The 22,357-nt window shown below is 33.9% G+C and carries 22 protein-coding genes; 6 read left to right on the top strand and 16 right to left on the bottom strand.

Annotation, left to right across the window (positions count from 1 at the left end; genetic code table 11):
- Positions 1-1,005 precede the first annotated feature (1,005 nt).
- Positions 1,006-1,911 (bottom strand): protein-methionine-sulfoxide reductase catalytic subunit MsrP, encoded by a 906-nt coding sequence (gene msrP / locus CGEO_RS03690; RefSeq protein ID WP_277995643.1) that lies wholly within the window; start codon positions 1,909-1,911, stop codon positions 1,006-1,008.
- 182 nt (positions 1,912-2,093) lie between these two features.
- On the opposite strand from msrP, the gene purB reads away from it, so the two are divergent.
- The 4 genes from purB (at position 2,094) to CGEO_RS03670 (ending at position 6,716) form a co-directional block, all read left to right on the top strand.
- Positions 2,094-3,449, top strand: coding sequence for an adenylosuccinate lyase (gene purB / locus CGEO_RS03685; RefSeq protein ID WP_075540115.1), 1,356 nt, complete (start codon positions 2,094-2,096; stop codon positions 3,447-3,449).
- Positions 3,450-3,533: 84 nt separating this feature from the next.
- Positions 3,534-4,934 carry an anion permease gene (locus tag CGEO_RS03680; protein ID WP_075540114.1) on the top strand — a complete coding sequence of 467 codons (1,401 nt, stop codon included), beginning with the start codon at positions 3,534-3,536 and terminating at the stop codon, positions 4,932-4,934.
- 25 nt (positions 4,935-4,959) lie between these two features.
- Positions 4,960-5,913, top strand: coding sequence for a WYL domain-containing protein (locus tag CGEO_RS03675; RefSeq protein ID WP_075493355.1), 954 nt, complete (start codon positions 4,960-4,962; stop codon positions 5,911-5,913).
- A gap of 65 nt (positions 5,914-5,978) precedes the next feature.
- A complete protein-coding gene (locus CGEO_RS03670) occupies positions 5,979-6,716 on the top strand; it encodes a type II CAAX endopeptidase family protein (protein ID WP_075540113.1) in 738 nt (245 codons plus the stop codon).
- Between the two features lie 125 nt (positions 6,717-6,841).
- On the opposite strand, the gene CGEO_RS03665 is transcribed toward CGEO_RS03670, so the two are convergent.
- The 8 genes from CGEO_RS03665 to CGEO_RS03630 all read right to left on the bottom strand — a co-directional run bounded on the left by CGEO_RS03665 (position 6,842) and on the right by CGEO_RS03630 (position 13,740).
- A complete protein-coding gene (locus CGEO_RS03665) occupies positions 6,842-8,353 on the bottom strand; it encodes a disulfide bond formation protein B (protein ID WP_075540112.1) in 1,512 nt (503 codons plus the stop codon).
- Positions 8,354-8,363: 10 nt separating this feature from the next.
- Positions 8,364-8,528: a hypothetical protein gene (locus CGEO_RS03660; RefSeq protein WP_165589839.1), complete on the bottom strand. Its 165-nt coding sequence runs from the start codon at positions 8,526-8,528 to the stop codon at positions 8,364-8,366.
- A 347-nt stretch (positions 8,529-8,875) separates the two neighbouring features.
- The gene (locus CGEO_RS03655; protein ID WP_075493358.1) at positions 8,876-10,354 is read right to left on the bottom strand and encodes a DASS family sodium-coupled anion symporter; all 1,479 of its coding nucleotides are present in this window, start codon (positions 10,352-10,354) and stop codon (positions 8,876-8,878) included.
- A 253-nt stretch (positions 10,355-10,607) separates the two neighbouring features.
- The gene (locus CGEO_RS03650; RefSeq protein ID WP_075493359.1) at positions 10,608-11,258 is read right to left on the bottom strand and encodes an energy-coupling factor ABC transporter ATP-binding protein; all 651 of its coding nucleotides are present in this window, start codon (positions 11,256-11,258) and stop codon (positions 10,608-10,610) included.
- The gene (locus tag CGEO_RS03645) at positions 11,255-11,908 is read right to left on the bottom strand and encodes an energy-coupling factor transporter transmembrane component T family protein (protein WP_075493360.1); all 654 of its coding nucleotides are present in this window, start codon (positions 11,906-11,908) and stop codon (positions 11,255-11,257) included. Before CGEO_RS03645 ends, CGEO_RS03650 begins: the two co-directional genes overlap by 4 nt.
- Positions 11,905-12,378: a hypothetical protein gene (locus CGEO_RS03640; RefSeq protein WP_075493361.1), complete on the bottom strand. Its 474-nt coding sequence runs from the start codon at positions 12,376-12,378 to the stop codon at positions 11,905-11,907. Before CGEO_RS03640 ends, CGEO_RS03645 begins: the two co-directional genes overlap by 4 nt.
- Positions 12,375-12,959: a cobalt transporter CbiM gene (gene cbiM / locus CGEO_RS03635; RefSeq protein WP_075493362.1), complete on the bottom strand. Its 585-nt coding sequence runs from the start codon at positions 12,957-12,959 to the stop codon at positions 12,375-12,377. Before cbiM ends, CGEO_RS03640 begins: the two co-directional genes overlap by 4 nt.
- Positions 12,960-12,969: 10 nt before the next feature.
- Positions 12,970-13,740, bottom strand: coding sequence for a DUF4198 domain-containing protein (locus CGEO_RS03630; protein ID WP_422851321.1), 771 nt, complete (start codon positions 13,738-13,740; stop codon positions 12,970-12,972).
- A 181-nt stretch (positions 13,741-13,921) separates the two neighbouring features.
- Between CGEO_RS03630 and CGEO_RS03625 the strand changes: the two genes are divergently transcribed.
- Entirely contained in the window at positions 13,922-14,911 is a 990-nt protein-coding gene (locus tag CGEO_RS03625; RefSeq protein ID WP_075493363.1) for an SLAC1 anion channel family protein, read from the top strand.
- Positions 14,912-15,408: 497 nt separating this feature from the next.
- Here CGEO_RS03625 and CGEO_RS03620 read toward each other — a convergent pair whose 3' ends face one another.
- The 5 genes from CGEO_RS03620 to CGEO_RS03600 form a co-directional block, all read right to left on the bottom strand.
- Complete coding sequence (locus tag CGEO_RS03620; protein ID WP_075531579.1) at positions 15,409-15,831, bottom strand: ankyrin repeat domain-containing protein; 423 nt, start codon at positions 15,829-15,831, stop codon at positions 15,409-15,411.
- 134 nt (positions 15,832-15,965) lie between these two features.
- Entirely contained in the window at positions 15,966-17,405 is a 1,440-nt protein-coding gene (locus CGEO_RS03615; RefSeq protein WP_075493364.1) for a catalase, read from the bottom strand.
- A gap of 1,233 nt (positions 17,406-18,638) precedes the next feature.
- Positions 18,639-18,866 (bottom strand): hypothetical protein, encoded by a 228-nt coding sequence (locus tag CGEO_RS03610; RefSeq protein ID WP_075493365.1) that lies wholly within the window; start codon positions 18,864-18,866, stop codon positions 18,639-18,641.
- On the bottom strand, positions 18,856-19,884 hold the full coding sequence (locus CGEO_RS03605) for a DHH family phosphoesterase (protein ID WP_075540111.1): 1,029 nt from the start codon (positions 19,882-19,884) through the stop codon (positions 18,856-18,858). The genes CGEO_RS03610 and CGEO_RS03605 overlap by 11 nt, the downstream gene beginning before the upstream one ends.
- Positions 19,881-20,297: an RrF2 family transcriptional regulator gene (locus CGEO_RS03600; RefSeq protein ID WP_075531564.1), complete on the bottom strand. Its 417-nt coding sequence runs from the start codon at positions 20,295-20,297 to the stop codon at positions 19,881-19,883. Before CGEO_RS03600 ends, CGEO_RS03605 begins: the two co-directional genes overlap by 4 nt.
- Before the next feature lie 168 nt (positions 20,298-20,465).
- Between CGEO_RS03600 and rpsO the strand changes: the two genes are divergently transcribed.
- Entirely contained in the window at positions 20,466-20,738 is a 273-nt protein-coding gene (rpsO, locus tag CGEO_RS03595) for a 30S ribosomal protein S15 (RefSeq protein ID WP_075493368.1), read from the top strand.
- 92 nt (positions 20,739-20,830) lie between these two features.
- On the opposite strand, the gene cmoA is transcribed toward rpsO, so the two are convergent.
- Together cmoA and CGEO_RS03585 are read right to left on the bottom strand one after the other, a co-directional pair.
- On the bottom strand, positions 20,831-21,535 hold the full coding sequence (gene cmoA, locus CGEO_RS03590) for a carboxy-S-adenosyl-L-methionine synthase CmoA (protein ID WP_075493369.1): 705 nt from the start codon (positions 21,533-21,535) through the stop codon (positions 20,831-20,833).
- On the bottom strand, positions 21,535-22,356 hold the full coding sequence (locus tag CGEO_RS03585) for a bifunctional riboflavin kinase/FAD synthetase (RefSeq protein WP_075531562.1): 822 nt from the start codon (positions 22,354-22,356) through the stop codon (positions 21,535-21,537). The genes cmoA and CGEO_RS03585 overlap by 1 nt, the downstream gene beginning before the upstream one ends.
- Position 22,357 lies beyond the last annotated feature (1 nt).

Below are 22,357 nucleotides of genomic sequence, written 5' to 3'. Positions count from 1 at the left end.
ACAAAATAAAATTGTAAAAATAACTCATCAAAGCTAAAAATTTATCCCTACATTTAGTCGCAAAATTACTTTTATAAAGCTAAAATTTGGTTAAAATCACTCTAATTAAACAGCTTGTTAAAAGCCTAGTTTTCCAGCTTAAATACAAGCTTAAATAAAACTTAAGTAAAACTTTGTATCGCATTTAAAAAAGAAATTTTAGCTTCAAGCTATTTAACGCACTAAACGCATTAGCTAAAATTTATTTAAAACCTATCTATCAAAAAATATAGCCAAAATTTATTTAAATTTATCAACGTAAACAAATGCTTATCTTAAATTCTTCTTAACTTATCAATCAAAGAAAATTTATGCGCCAAAAACCACAAAAACCAACTTGTCCTCTTTTACAAAATCAAAACAATGAGCTAAATTTATCTTTTTAAGCCAAACAAACAAAAAATTAGTTTAAATTTACATTTTCCATCAAGCAAAAGCCCTATATAAGCCAAATTCTGGTTTAGTATATCAGCAAAATGCAAGCTCGAATTTGTTTTAATTTAAGCTAAGATAAAACCATCGATTCAAATTTGTTTTAATTTAGCAGCCAAACAAATACTCTAGTTTAAATTTATTTTTAAGCAAAAAATATCAATTTAAATTTGCTTTGGCATAACAATCAAACAAGGATTTTAGCTTTAAATTTATAAGCTAACTTAAACTTGCAAACCAAACAAAAACAACTAAAAGCTAGGCTTAAATTTATTTGTAAAATAAATAAAAACGCTAATCTAAATTTGAAATATTTATAAAATAATCAAAACAAATATATTAACTAAAATAAATTTATATTATTTTTAAAACAGACAATAAGGTCAAATTTTAGCTTAAATTCATCTTATTTAGCTAGCAAATATAGCTTAGATTAAATTTAAGCTATATTTGCAAAATACAAGCAGAAATTTGTCTGAATTTATCCATAAGAAACGCAAATTTAAATCCCGCTTTGACAAATCGCCTAAAAAACTAAAACCACTTTTTCAAATCCATACCTTCATACAAGCTTGCAACCTCGCTGTATCCGTTATAAAGCTCGGTTTCTTGCTTGAAAAGCTTACCGATAACTCGCTCGCTTGATTGCGACCAGCGTGGGTGTGAGACGTTTGGATTTACATTAGCGTAAAATCCATACTCGCTTGGGTTATACTCTTGCCAAGTTGTGCGTGGCATGTCGCTTACAAACTCGATTTTAGTGATGGATTTGATACTTTTAAAGCCATATTTCCACGGCACAACCAAACGAATCGGCGCGCCATTTTGCCCACTTAAAAGCTCATCATACATCCCAACTGCTAAAAGAGTCAGCGGATGCATCGCCTCATCAAGCCTTAGACCCTCGACATAAGGGTATTTTAAAACCGGAAAAGTAGCGTTTTGATCTGGAAATTTTGACTTATCAAGCAAGGTTGTGAATTTAACAAATTTCGCATTTGGCGTTGGTTTTGCTGCGTTTATTAGCTCATTTAGCCCAAATCCAATCCAAGGAATCACCATGCTCCACGCCTCCACGCAGCGCATTCTATAAACTCTTTTCTCAATTTCAAAATTAAAAAAATCCTCCATCGTATAGGTTTTTGGATTTTCGCAAAGTCCGCTAACTTCGACTTTCCAGCCAGTCGCATCAAAACCTTTGGCTAGTTTTACAGCCTCTGGTTTGTTTGTTGAAAACTCGTAGAAATTCACATAAGTCGTAGCGTGGGATTTATCAGTTATATCAAGGTTTTGCGGATTTTTTATGGGTGAGTTTAAAATCTGGCTAATGGGTTGGCTTGCAAGCAGGTTTTGCACACAAGCTGTGCTTGCTAAAGCGCCTAGTTTTAGGAAATCTCTTCGCCTTTTATATAGGCGTTTATCGGTTATTTCTTGCATAATTATCCTTTTTTTTGTGTAATTTTAGTAGCAAAATGTGAATTTTTTGTGAAAACTAGTAAGAATATTTTAAAAATTTAATTAATTTAAAAATAAAGCTAATTTTTATTTTAAATTTAAAACGGACAAATTCCGTCCGCACACAAAGCTAAAATTTCATCACAAATTATTTTAAGGAGAACAAAATGGCTTCAAGCACCATAGATAGTAGAGTTTTTGGCGTACTTTTTTCAAATAAAGAGATGAATAGGATTTTTAGCGATGAAAACAGAACGCAAAAGTGGCTAGACACAGAAGCAGCTCTTGCTAGAGCTCAAGCAAAATTAGGCATCATCACTCAAGAAAGAGCTGATAAAATCACAAAATTCGCTAAAGCCAAGCTTTTAAATTTAGATGAAATTGGTGAGGGTTACAAAAGTTCAATCACAATAGTTCCACTTCTTAAGGTTTTCAAAAAAGTTTTTAATGATGATAGTGGCGAGTTTGTTCATTGGGGTGCAACAAGTCAAGATATTATGGATAATGGAATGATACTTCAAATCCGCGAAGCACATGCACTTATCTCAAAGCTTCTAAGAAAAAGTTACAAAGAGTGCATTGAAATTTCAAAAAAATACAAAAATACAGTCATGGCAGGAAGAACGCATGTTATACACGCTTTACCGATTACATTTGGCTTTAAAACTGCTATGTGGGCGCAAGAAATTCGCCGTAGTCTAGATAGACTAGAAGAGATAAAACCACGTCTTTTTGTAGGACAACTAAGTGGTGCTGTTGGCACACTTGCTTCACAAGAGGGCAAAGGACTTGAAATGCAACGCTTGATGATGGAAGATTTAGAGCTTAATCAACCTGTGATTTCATGGCATCCAAGCAGAGATCATATTGCTGAGTATGTAAGTGTCCTAGCGCTAATTGCAGGGACTTTAGGCAGGATTGCAAGAGAGATTTTAAGCTTGCAAAGAACTGAAATTTGTGAAGTGGAAGAGCCATTTTTTATGGGTAAGGTTGGAAGCTCAACTATGCCACATAAAAGAAACCCACAAGTTTGCGAAGGTATCATAGCTCAAACTCGCATAGTTCGCGCCCAAGCTCCACTTGCTGTTGAAGTTATGGGTTGTGAAAATGAACGTGATTGGGGTTGTGAATTAGTCGAATGGGACTGTATACCAAAAGCTTCAATCCACTTAGCAAACGCACTTGAAAGCATGAATGATGTATTAAGTAATCTAATCGTCTATCCAAAACATATGAAAGAGAATTTAGACAAGTTAAAAGGTGCTATGTTAAGCGAGGCAGTTATGCTTCATCTTGGTGAAAAACTTGGTCGCTTATGTGCTCATGAGATAGTTTATAAAGTATGTATGAAAGCATTTAACGATGGCAAGCCAGTTATCGATGATTTACTAGAGCAAGAAGAAGTGGCAAAGCACTTTACAAGAGTGCAGCTTGAAGAGATTATGCAGCCAGAAAAATACATCGGATTAAGTGCTGAGTTTGTTGATAGAGTTGTAGCAGATAGCAAGTCTATTTTAGCTTAAATGCTAAAAATGTGGCTAAATTTAGTTAAATTTTTATATGGAATAACACTGAAATTTAGTTTATATGCCAAAGAAAGGTAAATGATGAAAAAATTTATAAAATCAACTTTTGTCATAGCAGTGTGTATTGCAGTGTGGTTTTTACCTCATCCTAGCGCTATATCATCACAAGCATGGCAACTTTTTGCTATTGTGTTGGCGACTATTTTAGGTCTTATTTTACAGCCACTTCCTATAGGTGCAGTTGCATTTTTAGGCGTAACAGTGACTATCTTAACTGGTGTAATGAAGCCAGTAGAGGCGCTTAATGGATATGCAAGCACGACGATTTGGCTGATAGTTTGTGCGTTTATGATAGCTCGTGGATTTATAAAAACAGGGCTTGGAAGACGCATAGCTTATAAAATCATAAGTTTATTAGGCGATAGCACGCTAAAACTTGGATATAGCATTGTCATAAGCGATGCGATTATATCTCCAGCAATGCCTAGTAGTGGTGCAAGAGCTGGTGGAATACTCTTTCCTATAGTAAAGGCTTTATCAAGCGCGCTTGGTTCAGAGCCAGGAGAGAGTAGAAAAAGGGCTGGAGCGTTTTTTATGCAAACGCTTTGGCAAGGAAATGCCATAACAAATGGTATGTTTTTAACATCTATGGCTGGAAATCCACTCATCGCTTCTCTTGCACTTGCAACCTTTGGCGCTGAGATTTCGTGGAGCTTGTGGGCAGTTGGTGCGATAGTTCCAGCTATTTTTTCGCTTTTGGTTATTCCTTTTATACTATATAAAATTTATCCACCAGATATCAAGTCATATCCACAAGGCAAAGAGATAGCTAAAAAAGAGTTGGCAAATTTAGGCGCACTTAAATTTGATGAGATAGTTATGATATGTGTGTTTGTTGGAGCTTTGGTTTTATGGGCTAGCGGAAGCTTAACAGGGATTAATGCAACGACCGTTGGTATGATAGCAGTTTGCGTTATGCTTGTTTTTGGCGTTCTAAAATGGGAAGATTTTACTAAAGAAAAAGGTGCTTGGGATACACTTATCTGGATGGGTTCACTTATAACTTTGGCTGGAGGCTTATCAAAACTTGGCTTTGTTTCTTGGTTTGCACAGTGGATTAGCTCGATGATGAGTGGGCTTAGTTGGAGTGTTGTTATGGGAATTTTGATTTTGATTTATGTTTTTACTCATTACTTTTTTGCTAGCTTAACAGCCCATATAACCGCGATGTATGCGACCTTTGGTGCAGTAGCGATTGCAGCCGGAGCGCCAGTGATGTTTGTAGCACTTGTCTTTGCTTATGCATCAAATTTAATGATGCCAGTAACTCACTATGGCGGAGCACCAGCGCCTATAATTTTTGGGGCAAATTACAACACGCAAAACGAGTGGTGGAGGTTTGGATTTATCTTAACTTTGATAAATTTAGCTATTTGGATTGTCGTTGGTGGCATATGGTGGAAAGTGCTTGGGTTGTGGTAAAATAACTAAATTTTAAGGCAAAGTCATGGGAAATAAAAAAGTTTTTGAAATTTTAGAACTCTTAAAAGAACTAACCTCTGGAAGCGAAGTTGTTGTCAAAAACTACGCGTTAAAAAGCGGTTTAAGCCAAAGAACTATTAGAAGGTATTTGCAAGATTTGCGTGAGTATTTTGGCGATGAGGCGATTTTTTGTATCTCGCAAGGTTCGTATATTTGCAAAAATCGTGAGCTTTTTAAACGTTTTGTTATGCCAAATGAAAAACAAAATGAGAGCGAAAAACTTATAGATATGCTTCATATCATAAACCCAGGCTTTGCTAAATTTATGCCTAAAACTCATAAAAAAGTTGATGAAAAGTTGCGAAAAGAGCTTGCAGAAGTCTTTTTAATCAAGGGTAGCCCACACGAACAAAGCCCAAATTTAAAGATATTTGGGATGATACAAAAGGCAATTAAATTTAAGAGGTATTGCGATTTAATATATGATGAAGTTTTGCTTAAAAATGTGAAAATTTTAAAAATCATATACTCTAAAGGCAATTGGCAGCTAGCCACGCTTTCACAAAGCCATGAAAACAACGGATATATGGTGCTTAGACTTTGTTTTGTAAGCAAAATAGTTATTAAAAAAAGCTCTTTTTACATAGATGACTATACGGAAAATTTTGTTAAAAATAGCGAAACATTTTTCGATGGATATAAAAACTTGCCCTATGAATGTATTGTCGCCGTATCACCAAACATGGTTAAATACTTCAAACAAAAACGCTTTTTTCGCTCACAAAAAATCATCGGTGAGTGTGAAAACGGCTGGAGTAAAATCAGTTATATGATAACAAGCGATGACATGGCGCTTATGCTGCTTCGTAGGTTTTTTCCTGATATGGTGGTGATAAGTCCACAAAGTTTGCGAACTAAATTTGATAACGAACTTAAAAAATACACTCAAACTTATAATAAATTTAATCTAAATTTTTAGCGCCTAAATCTTGCATTTAGTAAATTTTGGCTAAAGTTACGCCAAATTTATATGATAGGATTTTGATGTTTAAGGTAATTTTTTTATTTGTTTTAGTGACTTTTATTTATAAAATAACGCCAGATTGGCTTTTTGAGTATGATTCGTTTGTATTTTTAGAGCAGTATTTAACCATAGCTTTGCCTGTTTTACTCTTTGCATTTTATGAGTTTAAAAAAGACAAAACAAGTCCGGCGCAGTTTTTGGATTTGTGTGAGTTTAAATTTAGTATGATTTTGTTTGCTTTTGTAGTTTTTATCCTTATTCAGCCAGTAAATTACTATCTATCAGAGCTTACGGCGATGGTTTTTAGCACTTCTTTATCAAGCGATGAGTTAGAGCCATTTTGGATAGGAGTGCTAAATATCGCACTTATGCCAGCGATTTGCGAAGAGATACTCTTTCGTGGGGCGATTTTAAGCTATCAAAAACAGGTTATGAAAAGCACACTTGCTATAGTGGCGCTAAATGGCTTTTTGTTTGCGCTGTTTCATCTAAATATCGAGCAGTTTTTCTATACATTTTTTATGGGCGCTGTGTTTGCCTATATGAGCTTAGTTTCGCGCTCGATTTATCCAGCGATGATAACGCACTTTTTATCAAATTTACTAACAACTTTTGAAATGCCAGAATCGTTTTCATATATTTCAAATTTCGAGCCAATAGAAAATTTGCGTATGATAGCGGTTTTGCTGCTTGCTTTGGTAGCACTTTACTTTGTTTTAAAAGGCATGAAAAGGAGTTTTTTAAACTCTAAAGGCTAAATTACGCAAGTTAAATTTAGATAAAGATTTATAAATTTGTAGTTTTTAAGGCTAAATTTAGGGCGTATAAACTGACATTTTTATAAAAATAGTTAAATTTGGCGAAAAAATTCGCCAAATTTAGTTTAAAAGCTTAGTGTATATATGGTGTTTTTGCCATTTTCAAAGCTTGAGATTAGGATTTTATCCTCTACTAAAGCCATAGCTCGTATGTTTTTAACCTCTTTTGGAATTCCAAAAACATCTTTTATCTCTCTAGTTTTTGGATCTAGTGCGATAATGGTGTTGAAGTTTTTACTGACCGCATAAAGTAAACCATCTTTTACAAAGCTTCCTGTGATGTAAAGCTCGCCTAAAGCGCGTCCATCTTTTAAACTAACATTTAAAGCTAGCTCTGGAGTATACTCTGCTGTAACTTCACCATCTTTGTTTAGTTGCTCGATTAAAATCAGCTTTTTATACTTGTTATTTGGCACGCTAAATGCATAGCTGTATTTTCCATCGCTTCGCATACTTAAGATATAGTAGTTTTTAGCTCTTGATGTTTTTAGGCGGTTTCTGCCATTTACTTCATCAAATTTATCAGCTCCTTGAGTGAAAAACCTAAAGTTTGCCACGCTATCGGCTTTTGGGTTTTCTTTTACATCGGCACTTGTTTTGTTATCTCCCATAAGTCTGATTGTATCTTTATCTATGTAGTTTGCGCCTACAAGAGAGCCGATAGTTGCAGAAAAGTAAGGATCAAGAACTAAATTTGAACCAATGCTTGATAGCTCTTTGTTAGCTATATAAAAGCCTTGTTTTTCGGTTGTGATTAGCATTTTATCATTTTGAAAGCTCATATCGCTAATCGGTGCGTTTAAAGATAGATTTAGCTCATTTTTACCTACTAAATTTAGCACTTTATCTATAACAAGTGGCGAGCTTTTATAATCACTACTAAATTGAATGTCTTTAGTTGGCTTGCTTGCTAAGTCTGGCTCGTTTACATCGCGTTTTCCCATAATGCTTTGGTTTTTCCATAAGCCACCCCACGTCTCGGTGCTCCAAACAGTATATTTTGAATTCCAACTATAACGAACTGGATCTCCTTGCCCTAAAAATGGTGGTGGACCAGTTGAAACAAAGGCTTGAACGATATTTGAAGCAACGACTATGAAAAATACCCAAAATGCCACGATGTTTGCTGTAGTGAGTTTTCTAATTTTTTCGTTATTCATATCTTTAACAAAGTCATTAACACTTGGTGCAAAGAAAAATATAATGCCAAGTATCATCACAACAGCCCAGAAAACAACTTCAGCCCAAAACTGCGTATGAAGCCCTAAAATCGCAAGTCCAAAGCCTTGTCCGACATCTTCAAGCGCGTGGCTTCCTAAGTGGTAAAATGACTCCCATAAGCCAAATCCTGTGATGATTAAAAGCATCGCGATGTAGCGAAATTTAAGACCGTATCGCAAGATAAACAAAACGCTTATAGCTATAAAAATCATACTTTGGCGTTGTCCCCAACAAAGCGTGCAAGGCGAATCGCCAAAAACATATCCAAAAAATATGTTAGCAATACCTACTGGAAGTGCGATGATACCGATAGCAGCCAATGAAAGTAAAAGATAAAATGTTTTTGTTTTTTGCATTTTTTATCCTTTAAAGATTCATATTAGGCAACAAGCTACTAGTATCGCCCATATACATTATGATTGCTAAAATCCATGCTATGACAAAAATACCAAAAGCAAGGTTTTCCTTTTTAGGTATTTTATATACTAAAAATACCGCTATAAAGGCTAAAATAAGACCTAAAAATTCCATTTTTTCTCCTTAAATGATTTAAAATTTTCGTTATGCTACATTAAATTTTCTTTTATAAAACTTAAGCTTTGATATATTTAACATCTTGATTGTAAAAAAAATATTAAATAATATCTAAATTAATTCTTTCGATTTTTAATAAATTTTTGATTGATTTTCTATTTTTAAGCCGATTTATGGGGTGCATTATTAGTTTGATTATAATTTTGCTTTTAAATGCGTTTTGTTTTATTATGAAATTTAATTATTATATTTTTATGTATTATAATTTGATTATTAGAGTAAAATTTAGCATAGATGGTAAGAGTTTTACCATCTATTTTTATTTTTTTGTTTAAATTTTAAAACTAAACGTAACCAAGCCATTTCCAGTAAGTTGCGCCAAATAGCATGATAAGCAAATAGCCAATAACAGCAAGTGGCACACCAGTTATAACAAACTGTTTAACGCTAAAATATCCAGTTCCATACGCTATCATATTTTGTGGTGCATTTACAGGCAAGATAAAGCCAAAGCAGATAACGTATTGAAGTATCATCGTAAGTCCAAGCACGTTAATATCTGGAGTTTCAACGCTTTGAAGCACGGATATAACGATAGGTATCATAGCTGCTGATAGTGCGGTTGCTGAGGCAAAACCTAAGTGGATAATGATAAGGAAAAACGACAAAACAGCAAGTATGGTTAATGCAGTCATAGAATTTAGCCCTAAAAAATCAGCAAAATGCTCAGCCATCCAAGTGGCTGCTTTTGTGCGTAAAAGTGCAGTTCCAAGACTTATACCAACGCCAAAGAGAATTATCGTGCCCCAGTTGATTTTACTAACTGAGTCTTTCCAGTTCATAACGCCGATTTTTGGTAAAAACATCAAAGCAATTCCTGCAATTGTTACAGATGAGGTATCAAATGGGTGAAGTTTTTTCTCGCTCATCCAAAACGCCAAAAGAAGACATGAGATAACCATCAAGCGTATTTCTGGCCAAGTGATTTTGCCCATCTCATCGTTCATTTTTTTAATCGTAGCTTGTCCGCCTGGAATTTCTTCGATTTCTGGAGGTAGAATTTTAATCACAACAAAGTATAAAATCACGCTCATTATAGCAGCAAAAGGCGCTGCTGCTATAAACCATTCCAACCAACTAATATCTTTTCCTAAAATATCTCTTATGAAATTTACAGCGACCATGTTTTGCGCTGCTGCAGTTTTTACGCCGACATTCCACAAACTATCAGCTTGAGCGACTGCTATCATCATAATAGCCGCAAAAGTCGAGCCTTGTTTTACGCCAAAAGCTCTAATAATACCTATAACAATAGGCACAACGCACGAAACCCTTGCTGTTGTGCTTGGGATAAAAAAGCTCAAAACACAACCAACCAAGATAACGCCTATAACCATGTGCTTTGATTTTACGCCGATTTTTGACATAACAAAAAGTGCGATTCGCTTATCAAGCCCAGTTATCATCATAGCAGCCGATAAGAAAAGTGCAGCCATAACAAGAGCCCAAGCAGTAGTAGAAAAACCAGAAAGCGCTAAAGATAGACCCTTGCTAGTGCCAAGCATAACATCTGGTTTTGCAACATCTGGAGCAACTCCAACGCCAAAAGCGATAAGGGCTAAAATAACAAAAGCACTCACAGGATAACTAATACACTCACTCATCCAAACAACGATAGCAAATAGCAAAATTCCTATCATTCTTTGCCCAGCAACTGGCAAATCTGGACTTGTCGGTAAACACCAAACCAAAAGCATAATCATAATGGCGATTACTAGACCAAATCGCTTCATAAATGACTCTTTCACAACATCTTGCGACATATGCGCCCCTTTTTTTAAAATATTTGATATTTTACTTTAATTTTTATAAATTTTTTCAGGGTAAATATAAATTAAATTTTAAAAATAGCTTTTGTTTAAGAAGTAAAATTATAAATTTTTTAAATTTTAATTTATTAAAATGATAGCAGAAATTTAATAAAGTTTTTTTATGTTTTATTTTTGTATTGTTATATAACTTGCCAAATTTAGCTTAAATTTAAAAGAATTTGATAAATCAAATTTAGATATTGCTTTAAGCTAAATTTAGACCATTTTCATCAAGATAGTAAATTTTATCAACCACTTTTTCTATAAACGTCTTATCGTGACTTACGATAACAACGCTTTTATCAACGCGTTCTAAAATGCTAGTAAGTTGCAACTGCACATCAAGATCTAGCCCAGCAGTTGGCTCATCAAGTAACATGATTTGCGGTTGTGATACTAAAACTCCAGCAAGGGCAACTAGCTTTTTCTCCCCACCTGAAAGATGGAAAACTATGCGTTTTTCAAGATGAGCGATACCAAGTTCGCCTAGCATAAACAAAGCTCGTTTTTTTGCCTCATCACTGCTAAAACCATGCGCTAAAAGCGAGAATGAAACATCTTCTAGCACTGTTGGCATGATAAATTGCTCATCGCTGTTTTGAAAAAGATAGCCGACTAGGTGGCGGTATTTTTGATACTCTTTTGGCGATGAGATTTTTTCGTGAAAAAGCTCGATTTCGCCACTTGATTGAGTGCTTAATCCAGCCATAATCTCTAAAAGAGTGGTTTTCCCTCGCCCATTTGAGCCGATTATCGCTATCTTTTCTTTATGTCCAAGAGATAAATTTACATTTTGAAAAAGCACTCTATCGCCTTTTTTTGCGCTTAGACTTTTAAGCGTTAAAGAACAACTCAACTCATCCTCCAAATCGTATAAATAAAGCTAAAAACAACCAAAACTCCAAGCACAGCCTCTTTAAAACCAAGTTCATTTTTTTTATCTATGGTATAAATTTGACCTGAAAAACTACGCGCGATAAGGGCTTTTTCTAGTTGTTTTGACTTATAAAATGCGCTGATTAGCAAAAGTCCAGTTAAATTTGCATAAATTTTATATGTAAAAAGCGACGTCTTTGGCATAAATCCTCTTGCTTTTAAAGTTTTTTTTATAGTTACAAAATCCTTTTTAAGCCCATCAATAAAACGTGCTATAAAGTAAAAAAGCGAGCTTATTTTAGCGCTAAATTTTAAATCAGCTATGGCTTTTGAGATGATAAAAATATCAAATTTACAAAAGAGCAAAAGCCCAAAGCAAACTATTAGATTAAATCGTAAAAATATAAGTAAAGCATCGCTTAAACTCCCATAAATCGCAACACTTAAAGCTATAATAACTGCAAAAATGTTTAAAAAAAACGCTTTTTTAAACACATTAAAAAGCAGCTCATAATGCAAAATAGCCATGTAAATAAGTGGCAAAAAAAGAGTGAAATTTAGCACTTTTAAAAACGCCACAAAGCAAGAGAAAAAAGCAAAGCAGATAAGAAAAAACGATGCTTTGCTCACTTTTTTCTCTTTAAAAAGTACAGCAAACCAAAAGCTATAAATATCGCTAAAACCGAAGACACAAGTTTAAAATAGTAGTTTTTATCTTCACTAAATTTTATATGCATGACTTTTTGACTTTGGTTTTGTTCGTTATTAAAAGTTTTGGTTTGTTTTGATTGATTTGTGGTGTTAGAACTTGCACCTAAAGCTTTAAAATTTATGATTTTTTCATGTCCTAAACCGCCGATGACTAAAATTTCAAACTCTTTTTGCATGATTTTAAGGCGTGCGTCGCCGTTTTCATCTGTTTTAGTGCTTTCAAATACGACGCCGTTTTTGCTGACTTTGACTTCGCACTCTTTACATGGCGAACTTGCGCTAAAATACGCGCTTAAATTTACAAACTCGCCATCTTGTTTGGTAAATACTTTAAGCGCGTGAGCAAAAGCTAAATTTGTAAGAAGTAAAACTAGTAGTAATTTTTTCATATTAACAAATCCCGATTTGTTTTATAGATAAAAGTTAAGGCAAACAGCGAGATAAGCCCCTCAATAGCCATTAAAGGCAAGTTTGACATAAAAGCAAGATAAGCTACTGCTAAAAACTCATCGCCATTTAGAGCTAAAACCAAGCTTAAAAGTACGCTTGATAGTAAAATAGGAACAAAGCCTACTAAAAACCACATAAGTTTTTGAAATTTTATAAATGAAAGTCGCAAAAATACTCGCCCAAGAAGTGCAGGAAGCGCCATAACGAGCAAATTTACACCCAAAGTCGTAATGCCTCCATAACCAAAAAGCAGTCCTTGCAAAAACAATGCTGCAAATATCGCTATAACGGCATTTGCTCCAAGCATTGCACCTATAAGTCCGCTTAAAACAAGGTGGATTGAAGTTACGCCGATGGGGACGTGTATAAAACTAGCTATGAAAAAAAGTGCGCTCATACAAGCGATTTTTGGAATCTTTTCAAACTCAAGTTTATAAAAAAGCCACCCAAGCCAAACGGCTGAAACCGCCGCGGCTGGGATTAGAATTTCTGGTTTTAAAACACCTTCGCTAATATGCAATTTTAAGCCTTTAGTAGTTTTTAACTTCGACCCAAAGCACAGCGCCAAGCTCTATAGGATAGTTTTTGCCATCTTTTTGTATCGTTTCATCATCTTCTATTAACGCAGCAAATCCCCACCAACCAGCTTTTGGCATCGCGAACGAAAACTCGCCATTTTTATTTGTCATAACTTGTTGTGTTACATAAGCCTCACTAGGCGCTTTTAATCCAGTTGTGTTATAAAGCTCGACTTCCACTATGGTATTTGGGGATGGTTTTCCTTTATATAATACAACGCCACTAAAGATATTTCCCGCATAAAGCCCATATGGGCGAGTTAAAGCAGCGATTTCAGCTTTTAGTCCAACTGGTTTTTCCCAACCTTCACCAACGCCGTAAGCATCTACTATGGTTTTTGTTATATGGCGTATGAAAACATCTTCAGCTGGTTCAAAGTAAGGTTTTGGATCTATGTAAAACTGATAAATTCCAGGTTTTTGAATTTGGTATGTCGCTTGATAATAGCTAAATTCTCCATCTTTTTTAGCGCTTAAATCGCTAATTAACTCTTTTTTACCATCAACAAAAACGCCAACTTCGTTTGGTTTATCCATATTCATAAGATGATTTTCAAACGGGTGAGCGAATTTATATGTTAAAATTTCTTTGTTGTTTGCGCCATCTTCTATAACCGAATTTGATGGTATAAGCATCTGAAAATGAGCATTTGCACCCACAACAAAAAAAGTCAATGCTGCTATTGTTTTAAGAATCAATCCGCTTTTAAATTTTTTAGCCATCTTTAACACTCCTAGTAAAAAAATATTACTATTTATACATCAAATATTCTTTGGTATTACTTAATATAAGAAATTAGAAATAAATTTCAATAAATTTCTAAAATTTTCTAAAATTTTTCTAGCTTTCATCTAAATTTTATATTCATTGATGTAAATTTACAAGATTTATTAAAGGATAATTATGAAAGAGAGTATCAAATTTCTTCCTATCAGCCTTTTTGGTAGCGTGATGGGACTTTGTGGTTTTAGCGTGGGCATGAAACATTATGCTCATGTAATCGAAAATGATGGATTCAAATCCATTGTTATGGGACTTGGTGTGCTTCTTGAAGTACTTGCATTTGTTTCATTTATCGCACTTTGTGTGGCATATATCGCAAAAATGGTTATGTTTTTTGAAAATGTAAAAGCAGAGTGGAAAAACCCAGTAACAAAGAGTTTTTTTGGAACATTTTTTATAGCGATTTTACTTTTGCCACTTTTAATAGCTGATTATTCGCTTACTTTAGCGCGCATTGTGTGGAGTATCGGTGCGATTGGCATGGCTTGTTTTGCGGTTTATGTGGTAAGTACTTGGATTATGAATGCTCACGAAGTAGCGCATAATACGCCAGCGTGGATAGTTCCAGTTGTTGGAACGCTTGATATCCCGCTAGCTGCGTGGCTTTTTAAAGATAGCGTTGAAATCCACTACTTTAGCATCGCCGCACTTAGCGTTGGACTGTTTTTTGCTGTGCCTTTGGTTACGCTGATTCTTTCTAGGATTATATTTTTTCAAAAACTTCCTGAAAAGCTTATGCCGACTTTAATGATCTTAATCGCGCCTTTTGCTGTTGGTTTTCTTGCTTATCACAGCCAGTTTCCAACTGTTGATAACTTTAGCTTGGGTTTGTATTTTATAGGAATTTTTGTCTTTTTGGCAGTTAGCGGACAGCTTTTAAACCTTTCAAAATGCTGTGTGTTTCGTGTAAGCTGGTGGGCGGTAAGCTTTCCATTAGCCGCTCTTTTTAACGCAACAGTCGCACTAGCTGGCTCACCACTTAGCCAAAACACATGGTTGTTTTCCGCTTTGGCTGTTGTTATGTTTGTGATTTGCGTTGTGATTTTTATCTGGCTTGTTTATAGAAGCGTGAGTGGGATATTGCAAGGCGAGTTGGCAAATTTAGCTTAAATTTATTGATAAAGATGGCTTGATATTTAGCCATCTTTTCTTGCTTTTATCTTTGTTTTATTTCACTTTTTCGTTTTTTATTTAACTCTTTATTCAGTTTTTAAAACCGCTAAGCAAAATACTTTTGCCTTAGTAAATCAAGTTTTTAACTTGCTGATTAATGGTATTTATTACTTTTTTTTAAGCAAAAGATACGGCGCGGATTTCTGATATGCATGCTAAAATAGATTAGAGTAAGGTTTTTAAAATTTAGTTTATAAAGAAAATGATTGTTAGGTAGATATGCTGCATTGAGTTTTATAAAATTTATGGTTTAACTTTTTTTGCCCTAAGGCGGTGCGCAAATTTTATATTTTTACTTTTATATTAGAATAAAACTTTTATTTTAAAAAATTTGATTATAAATTTCAAAAATTACACGCTAAATTTATCAGTTTTTAGAAAGTTTTTAAATTTAAATGGTTTTGGAGTTAAGTAAATTTAACTCCAAATTTAAGCTATTTTCGCCTAAAAAACGATAAAATTCCAACCGAAATTCGCTTCATCAAGCTTTTTTTCTTGCTATTTTCAAGCAGATATTTTGCTATCTCTTTGTGACCAAACATCACAGCAAAGGTATATGGTGTAGCGCCTAAACCGTTGTTTTCATCGATGTTTGCGCCACTTTCAACAAGCAGTTTTACCATCTGCATATTTCCTTTAAAACAAACCCCAGCAAGTGGAGTTTGCCCACGATCATTTTTAAGATCAACCATAGCGCCAAACTTTACGAGCAGTTTTGCACACTCAAAACTACCATTATAAGTTGCAAGCATCAAAAGCGAATCGCCTTTTTGGTTTTGTAAATTCACGTTTAATCCATGCTCTAACATCGCGCTAAGTTCGCTTACTTCATCATTTCTAGCAAAGTCAAACGCCATACGACAAAGCTCTTCGTAACGTTTTAACTCATCATTGCTTATATCATCTGCTAAATCGTTAGTTTTATTTGGCTCATTTTCTTGCAAATTTTGATTTTGGGCTTTTATATGGTTTTGACTTGCTATACTCATGATTACGCTCTTTTTGCTAACGCGTCTTTTACGCCGCTTGCATACTCAGGTGAAATTTTTGCAAAAAGATTTAAAGCTCGCTCTTTTACCATATCACTTACGCCATCCATGCTATCAGCGATGTTTGAGAAAAGTGCTTGTTTTTGCGCTTCATTCATCAAGTCAAATAGCGCTTTTGGCTGACTAAAGTAATCATCACTATCAAGTCTGTGATCAAATCTAGCCGCTACAACATCGCCAAGTGCCAAGTCTGGCTCAAGATATTTTTTATCCTCTTTTGGACCATCATAGCTGTTTGGCTCGTAGTATTTTTTACTCTCGACTTTATACATTCCATTATTCATCGCACCGCCAACTGTGTAGGTATTTACTTCGTTTATAGGGCGATTTACGCCAAGTTGTGCGTAGTGAGTGCCGATACGATATCTTTGTGCGTCTGGATAACTAAAAATTCTTGCTTGAAGCATTTTATCAGGCGAGAAAGAAATTCCTGGCACGATGTTTGACGGGCTAAATGCTGCTTGCTCTACTTCGTTAAAGTAGTTTTCAGGGTTTTCATTTAGTGTCATAACGCCAACATCGATTAATGGAAAATCCTTGTGAGACCAGGTTTTGGTTAAATCAAATGGGTTAAAGCTAAGCTCGTTTGCCTCTTTTTCGCTCATGATTTGGATTTTAAAATCCCATTTTGGGAAGTTGCCTTTTTCGATGTTTTCAAACAAATCTCTTTGGTGGCTCTCTCTGTCGTTTGCTACGATATCGGCTGCTTCTTTGTTGGTTAGGTTTTTGATACCTTGGCGGGTTTTGAAGTGAAATTTAACCCAAAATCTCTCGCCTTTAGCGTTGATTAAGCTATAAGTATGGCTTCCAAATCCGTGCATATGGCGGTAACTTGCAGGAAGACCACGATCGCTCATCAAAATCGTAACTTGGTGAAGTGTTTCAGGGTTTAACGTCCAAAAGTCCCACGCCGCGTCGCTTGATCTAAGATGACTTCTTGGATCTCTTTTTTGAGTGTGGATAAAATCTGGAAATTTATACGCATCTTTTACGAAAAATACTGGTGTGTTGTTTCCAACTAAGTCCCAGTTGCCTTCTTTTGTGTAAAATTTAATCGCAAACCCACGAACATCGCGCTCTGCATCTGCAGCTCCAGCTTCGCCTGCAACTGTTGAAAAGCGAAGGATTAGTCTTGTTTTTTCACCTTTTTGAAGAACTGATGCTTTTGTGTATTTTGAAATATCGTGTGTGATTTCAAGTTCGCCATACGCCGCGCTTCCTTTGGCATGAACTGCACGCTCTGGAATTCTCTCTCTGTTTTGATGAGCTAGTTTTTCAAGAAGTTGATAATCTTGTAAAAGCACAGGGCCTCTTGCGCCTGCTGTTATGCTGTTTTGGTTATCGGCAATTGGGTTGCCTGAAGTTGTTGTTAGTTGTGACATTGTTTTCCTTCTTATAAAATATAAACAATAATTTTTATTGTTTGAGAGAATTATATAACTTACTTGCTTAAATAATCATTAAAAAATACTATCTAATAAAATTTATTGATTGATAATATTTTTATTTTGTATATCGTGGCTTGATAAATTTATGATTTTGATTCTGTGAATTAAAAATGAAAGCTTAGTTTAATTTTATAAATGAGTTTTAAAGGTAAAATTAATTTAAAAATATAAGTTTAAACAAAGCAAATTTGCTTGGGTTTAAAAACTTTTGAAATTGCGTAGCCACGTTTTTTATAGCCTTAGTCAAACTAACTTTATACTGAAAATTTGAATGAAAATTTCAAATTTTTAGCTTAAATTTGGCTTTTAACGATAAATAAAAGATATATTTTAGCTTGAAAAGTTGATGGTGTAGTTTAGCTTTTTATGTTTTTATTTATCTAGCTTTGTTGTGTAGCATATTTTGAAAATAAGTCTCGCGATATAAACCGCAAAACGTTAATTCTAAGTTTGCTAAATTTATCTAAATTTACAATCTAATAAATTTAGTAAACCACCAAAAATGCATAGTTTAAAAATAAATCAGCCTGATTTTGGTAGCAGTTATTTTGTCTTTGTCACTAGTTTTTCAAAAATAGATGTTTTATAAGATTGAAAATTTTTTGGTTTATTGTCTTAAAAGCTGATATTTTTCTTTGATTCTTTGATTCTTTGATTCTTTGATTCTTTGATTTGAGTCAAATTTTACTTTATATTAAATTTATTCAACCCATTTTAAACTCTAAACAACTTTTTTATAAGTTTTGACTTAAATATTTTAAAATCCAACCACAGTAAACAATAAACACTCATTTTATTTATATAAAATAGTTATTTATATCTATATATAAATTTTTTCTTAGTCAAGCCTTAAAATATTTTGTTTTATTTTAAAGCATAATCCATAGCTAAAAATTAAACCATAATAAAACTTTTTTTAAGTACAAATCAACAAACGCGCGCAGTCTCTTTCAAGCTATATTATTTTAGTCGTATATCTTAGGATGAATTTATAAAATATTATAAAAATACAGAGAAAAATAAATATATAAAATATATTATAAAATTGCGAAATTCAAAAATAAACCCATCTAAAATTATTGGCTAATTTTGATGGGTCTGTTAAAAAAAGCTGAAAGTAACCGTGTTGCAAACATCTTGCTTAAAATATTTTTAAAGCCAAAATGCCTATTTAAACAACTCCGCGTGATTTTTCTTTAGATATGCAACCACTTCTATGGTTTCATCAACGCCTGTTGCGTCGCTATTTTCTAGCACATCATCGATAACTTCTACATAAAGTTCAGCTGCTTTTTGCAAATTTTGTTTCTTAACTCCAGCAAAATAAAGCATCCCCTCAAGCAAAACACTCACCTCATAGGCCAACTCTTCTACATCAAATTCTTCATCTTTCATCTTTCATCTCCTTTTCTTGCGTTTTTTTAGCTATCAAATCAACAATTTGAGCCTTGATAACTTCATATCTATATCCATCTTTAAAGCCATTATACAGGCCACCGCTTGCATTTACATGCCCACCACCACCAACTAAATTTTTTGCCATTAGGCTAACATTTGCATTTCCATTAGCACGAAAGCTAAGCGTTTTTCTTGAAGTTACATCGATAAAAAAGTCCATATCTGGATTTGCTACTAAAAAGTCATTTCCGATAACAGAAGTGTTGCCGATGTTGTAAGTTAAAATGCCCTTTTTGTCCTCATACCCTATCTCAAATTTAGCTCTATTTTGGCTTAGCATATCAACGATGAAAGTTGATATGAGATTGCTTAGCGTGTCATCTTTCTCTTTTTTGAAAAACTCTTTTTTTATAAAGTGAGTTGCATTATCTAGCGCTATATGGGCGTTTTGCTTGTCAAAAAATTCTTGTGATTTTTCTAAGATATAAAATATAAACTCTCTGCTTTTTTCATCAAACATAATTTTATTTATCTCTTTTGCATTTGATACAAGCCCCAAACAGACCTTTCCAAGCTCAAATTCACTCTCATCATTTAGCCAGATATCAACTGCATTTACAACTTTTGAAAATTTATGAAGCTTTTCATCTTTTCCATAAATTTCAGCTAAAAAATCATGAGTTATACTCGTAGCACACCTTGAGTTATCAAGAAAGTACCAAGCATACTTTTTAGCGCATTCTAAGCCACTTTGATGATGATCTAAGAGTATGATTTTGACATCTTTTTCTTTAAGTTTCATCTCGTAAGCTTCGCATTGTTGGAGTGTTAAATTTAGATCTGTTATCAAAACTAAGTCTTTTGGCTGGACTAAGGATAGAATTTGTTCAAATTTATCATCAATTTCTTTGCCATAATTTGAGTTAAAAAAGAGTATATTATCAAGATAAAATTTACTTACAAACTGTGCTCCATAGCCATCCAAATCAGTATGCGAAAGGTGAAAAATCCTCATTTTAAGCTCTTTTGAGAAATAATATCGCCTAAAGTTATAGTCTCTAAAAATTCATCAACTTTTACCTGAAGCACGTTAAACATACTCCAAATTTTACAAAACTCACCCTTTTCACTTGGACAGTCATCTCTTGAATTTGAACATTCAAATACAGCTGTTGGGCGTTTTTCAGCGCCTTCGATAATATCTTTTAAATTTATTTCATTTGGTTTTTTTGCCAGATGAAAACCACCATTTGCCCCTTTATATGAGCATAAGATTCCCTCTCGTGCCATATGTTGCAATATTTTTGCTAAAAAACTTTTTGAAATGTTAAGCTCATTTGAAATCGTATCAACATCTTGAGGCTTATCTTTTTGTGCTATAAACATAAGTGATAAAAGCGCATATTCGCTAGCTTTAGTAAAAAGCATCTTTGCTCCTTAAAATTTTAGACTATTTTAGTCAGTTTTAGCTATTAATAAGTTTAAATTTATCCTAAAAGAGATGTTTTTTATCCTTTTGCCTAAATTTAGCTAACTTTGAGGTTTTTTTAGTATAATAATCGTTCGGAAAATTCAATTACCAGTCAGGAGGTCATCATGGCTTTAGATTCGGCTCAAAAAGCAGAGATTGTTGCGAAATTCGCTAAAAAAGAGAACGACACAGGTTCACCAGAGGTTCAAATCGCCCTTTTAACAACTAGGATAAAAGAGCTTACAAGCCACTTACAAGCAAACCCAAAAGATTTTTCATCTCGTCTTGGTCTACTAAAACTAGTTAGTAGAAGAAAAAAACTTATGAGATATCTTAAGAAAACAAATTATGAAAGCTATGTGAAACTTATAGAAGAGCTTAGCTTAAGAGATAGATAAATTTTAAGCCCTTTTTTAGGGCTTAAATCTTTTATTAAATTTTTACCACTTTTTTATCAAAACTCAATTTTTAATCAACTTTTTTAAATTCTTTACTTAAACGCTACAAAAACAGCAAAATTTCCCCATTTAAACATAGTTTCAACACTTTTAAATCCGACATTTTTTACCATATTCTTATTTTCATCTTCACTAAAAGGTATCAGCACGTTTTCAAGTGCTTCCCTTTTTTGCGAGATTTCATAGCGTGAGTATCCTTGAGAGACTTTATACTCTTCATAGATTTCTATTATCTTTTTTTGTAAATTTTTATCATCATAAATCAGCTTTTCACTAAAGACAAAAACTCCGCCATCGTTTAAATTATCATAAATTTCTCTAACAAATTTCTCTCTTTTTAGCGGTCTGATAAACTGCAAAGTATAGTTTAAAAGCACAGCGTCAAATCCCATAAAATCATATTTTAATATATCGTCTTCTATAAATTTTATATCAGCACCATATGCTTTTGCCCTATTTCTTGCGATTTCTAACATCGCGTGCGAGTTATCGACTCCAAAAAGCTTAAAATTAGGATTTCTTTGAAAAAGGTTTAAAAGAGTTGTGCCGGTTGAGCAGCCAAGATCAACCACCTTAGAGTCATCTTTTAAAATCTTAACCAAAAGTTCGCAAACCAAATTCGATGAAATTTGATAGTATGGAACAGAGCGACTTATCATATCATCAAACACGCTAGCGACATTTTCATCAAACTCAAACTGCTTTTCTATAGGCTTTTTAAAAATTTCATCTTTCATCAATTTTCACTTTCTAGCGCCTGTTTTGCCTGCGCAATATCACTTTTAATCTGCTCTTTTAACGCTTTTAGGCTAGTAAATTTGGCATTATCTCTTATAAATTTAACAAACTCTACTTTCGCCTCTGTCGCCATAACATCACAAAAATCATCTAAAATATGAGTTTCTATGCTAAATTCGCCATCTGTGCTAACTCTATGCCCTATAAAACTTACACTTTTATAAGCTTTATTATTAACCATGCAACGCGTTGCATAAACACCCTCTTTTGGTAAAAAATAGTCCTTAACATCTAAATTTAGCGTTGCAAAAAGCTCTTTTGCTCCAAGACCTTGCCCTTTAACAACCTCGCCTTTTATAAAATACTTTCTACCCAAAAGCTCGTTTGCGCCCTTTATATCGCCACTTTCTAGCATACTTCTTATGAGCTTGCTATGAACGCTAACTTTATTAAGAAAAAACTCATCTACTATCTCTACTTCGCCTTTAAAAAATTCTTTTATATTTTTTGCTTTCCACGCACGGTTAAAGCCAAACTCAAAGTCATAACCAACAACGATTTTTTCTAAATTTACAAACTCATCTTTTAAAATTTGGATAAATTCCTCTCCGCTTAAGTGCTTTATATCTTCTATTTTGTAGTAAAAACAGGGAATTTTTAGATAATCCTCTCTTTTTGGCGTTAGTTTTGGCTTTGAATCTTTGATAATAACCAAAGCTCCATTTTCCCCAAGCCTTTTTATAAGTTCAAAATGCGCTAAGTGAAGCCCATCAAATCGCCCTATAGCGATAGCTTTAATCTTTGATTTGTCTATTTTCATA

It is taken from the genome of Campylobacter geochelonis, from assembly GCF_013201685.1.
In the GTDB taxonomy this organism is placed as follows: Bacteria; Campylobacterota; Campylobacteria; order Campylobacterales; family Campylobacteraceae; genus Campylobacter_B; species Campylobacter_B geochelonis.
This window is presented reverse-complemented; position numbering and strand designations above follow the sequence as displayed.

What these genes read in the sequence shown, in the direction of transcription:
- CGEO_RS03620 (WP_075531579.1), bottom strand. Translation starts at nt 15,831, where the DNA reads ATGGCGTTTGACTTTGCTAGAAATGATGAAGTAAGCGAACTTAGCGCG.
- CGEO_RS03630 (WP_422851321.1), bottom strand. Translation starts at nt 13,740, where the DNA reads ATGGCTAAAAAATTTAAAAGCGGATTGATTCTTAAAACAATAGCAGCA.
- CGEO_RS03610 (WP_075493365.1), bottom strand. Translation starts at nt 18,866, where the DNA reads ATGAAAGATGAAGAATTTGATGTAGAAGAGTTGGCCTATGAGGTGAGT.
- CGEO_RS03670 (WP_075540113.1), top strand. Translation starts at nt 5,979, where the DNA reads ATGTTTAAGGTAATTTTTTTATTTGTTTTAGTGACTTTTATTTATAAA.
- cmoA (WP_075493369.1), bottom strand. Translation starts at nt 21,535, where the DNA reads ATGAAAGATGAAATTTTTAAAAAGCCTATAGAAAAGCAGTTTGAGTTT.
- rpsO (WP_075493368.1), top strand. Translation starts at nt 20,466, where the DNA reads ATGGCTTTAGATTCGGCTCAAAAAGCAGAGATTGTTGCGAAATTCGCT.
- CGEO_RS03585 (WP_075531562.1), bottom strand. Translation starts at nt 22,356, where the DNA reads ATGAAAATAGACAAATCAAAGATTAAAGCTATCGCTATAGGGCGATTT.
- CGEO_RS03680 (WP_075540114.1), top strand. Translation starts at nt 3,534, where the DNA reads ATGAAAAAATTTATAAAATCAACTTTTGTCATAGCAGTGTGTATTGCA.
- CGEO_RS03625 (WP_075493363.1), top strand. Translation starts at nt 13,922, where the DNA reads ATGAAAGAGAGTATCAAATTTCTTCCTATCAGCCTTTTTGGTAGCGTG.
- CGEO_RS03615 (WP_075493364.1), bottom strand. Translation starts at nt 17,405, where the DNA reads ATGTCACAACTAACAACAACTTCAGGCAACCCAATTGCCGATAACCAA.
- CGEO_RS03605 (WP_075540111.1), bottom strand. Translation starts at nt 19,884, where the DNA reads ATGAGGATTTTTCACCTTTCGCATACTGATTTGGATGGCTATGGAGCA.
- CGEO_RS03600 (WP_075531564.1), bottom strand. Translation starts at nt 20,297, where the DNA reads ATGCTTTTTACTAAAGCTAGCGAATATGCGCTTTTATCACTTATGTTT.
- CGEO_RS03665 (WP_075540112.1), bottom strand. Translation starts at nt 8,353, where the DNA reads ATGCAAAAAACAAAAACATTTTATCTTTTACTTTCATTGGCTGCTATC.
- CGEO_RS03675 (WP_075493355.1), top strand. Translation starts at nt 4,960, where the DNA reads ATGGGAAATAAAAAAGTTTTTGAAATTTTAGAACTCTTAAAAGAACTA.
- CGEO_RS03660 (WP_165589839.1), bottom strand. Translation starts at nt 8,528, where the DNA reads ATGGAATTTTTAGGTCTTATTTTAGCCTTTATAGCGGTATTTTTAGTA.
- purB (WP_075540115.1), top strand. Translation starts at nt 2,094, where the DNA reads ATGGCTTCAAGCACCATAGATAGTAGAGTTTTTGGCGTACTTTTTTCA.
- CGEO_RS03655 (WP_075493358.1), bottom strand. Translation starts at nt 10,354, where the DNA reads ATGTCGCAAGATGTTGTGAAAGAGTCATTTATGAAGCGATTTGGTCTA.
- CGEO_RS03640 (WP_075493361.1), bottom strand. Translation starts at nt 12,378, where the DNA reads ATGAAAAAATTACTACTAGTTTTACTTCTTACAAATTTAGCTTTTGCT.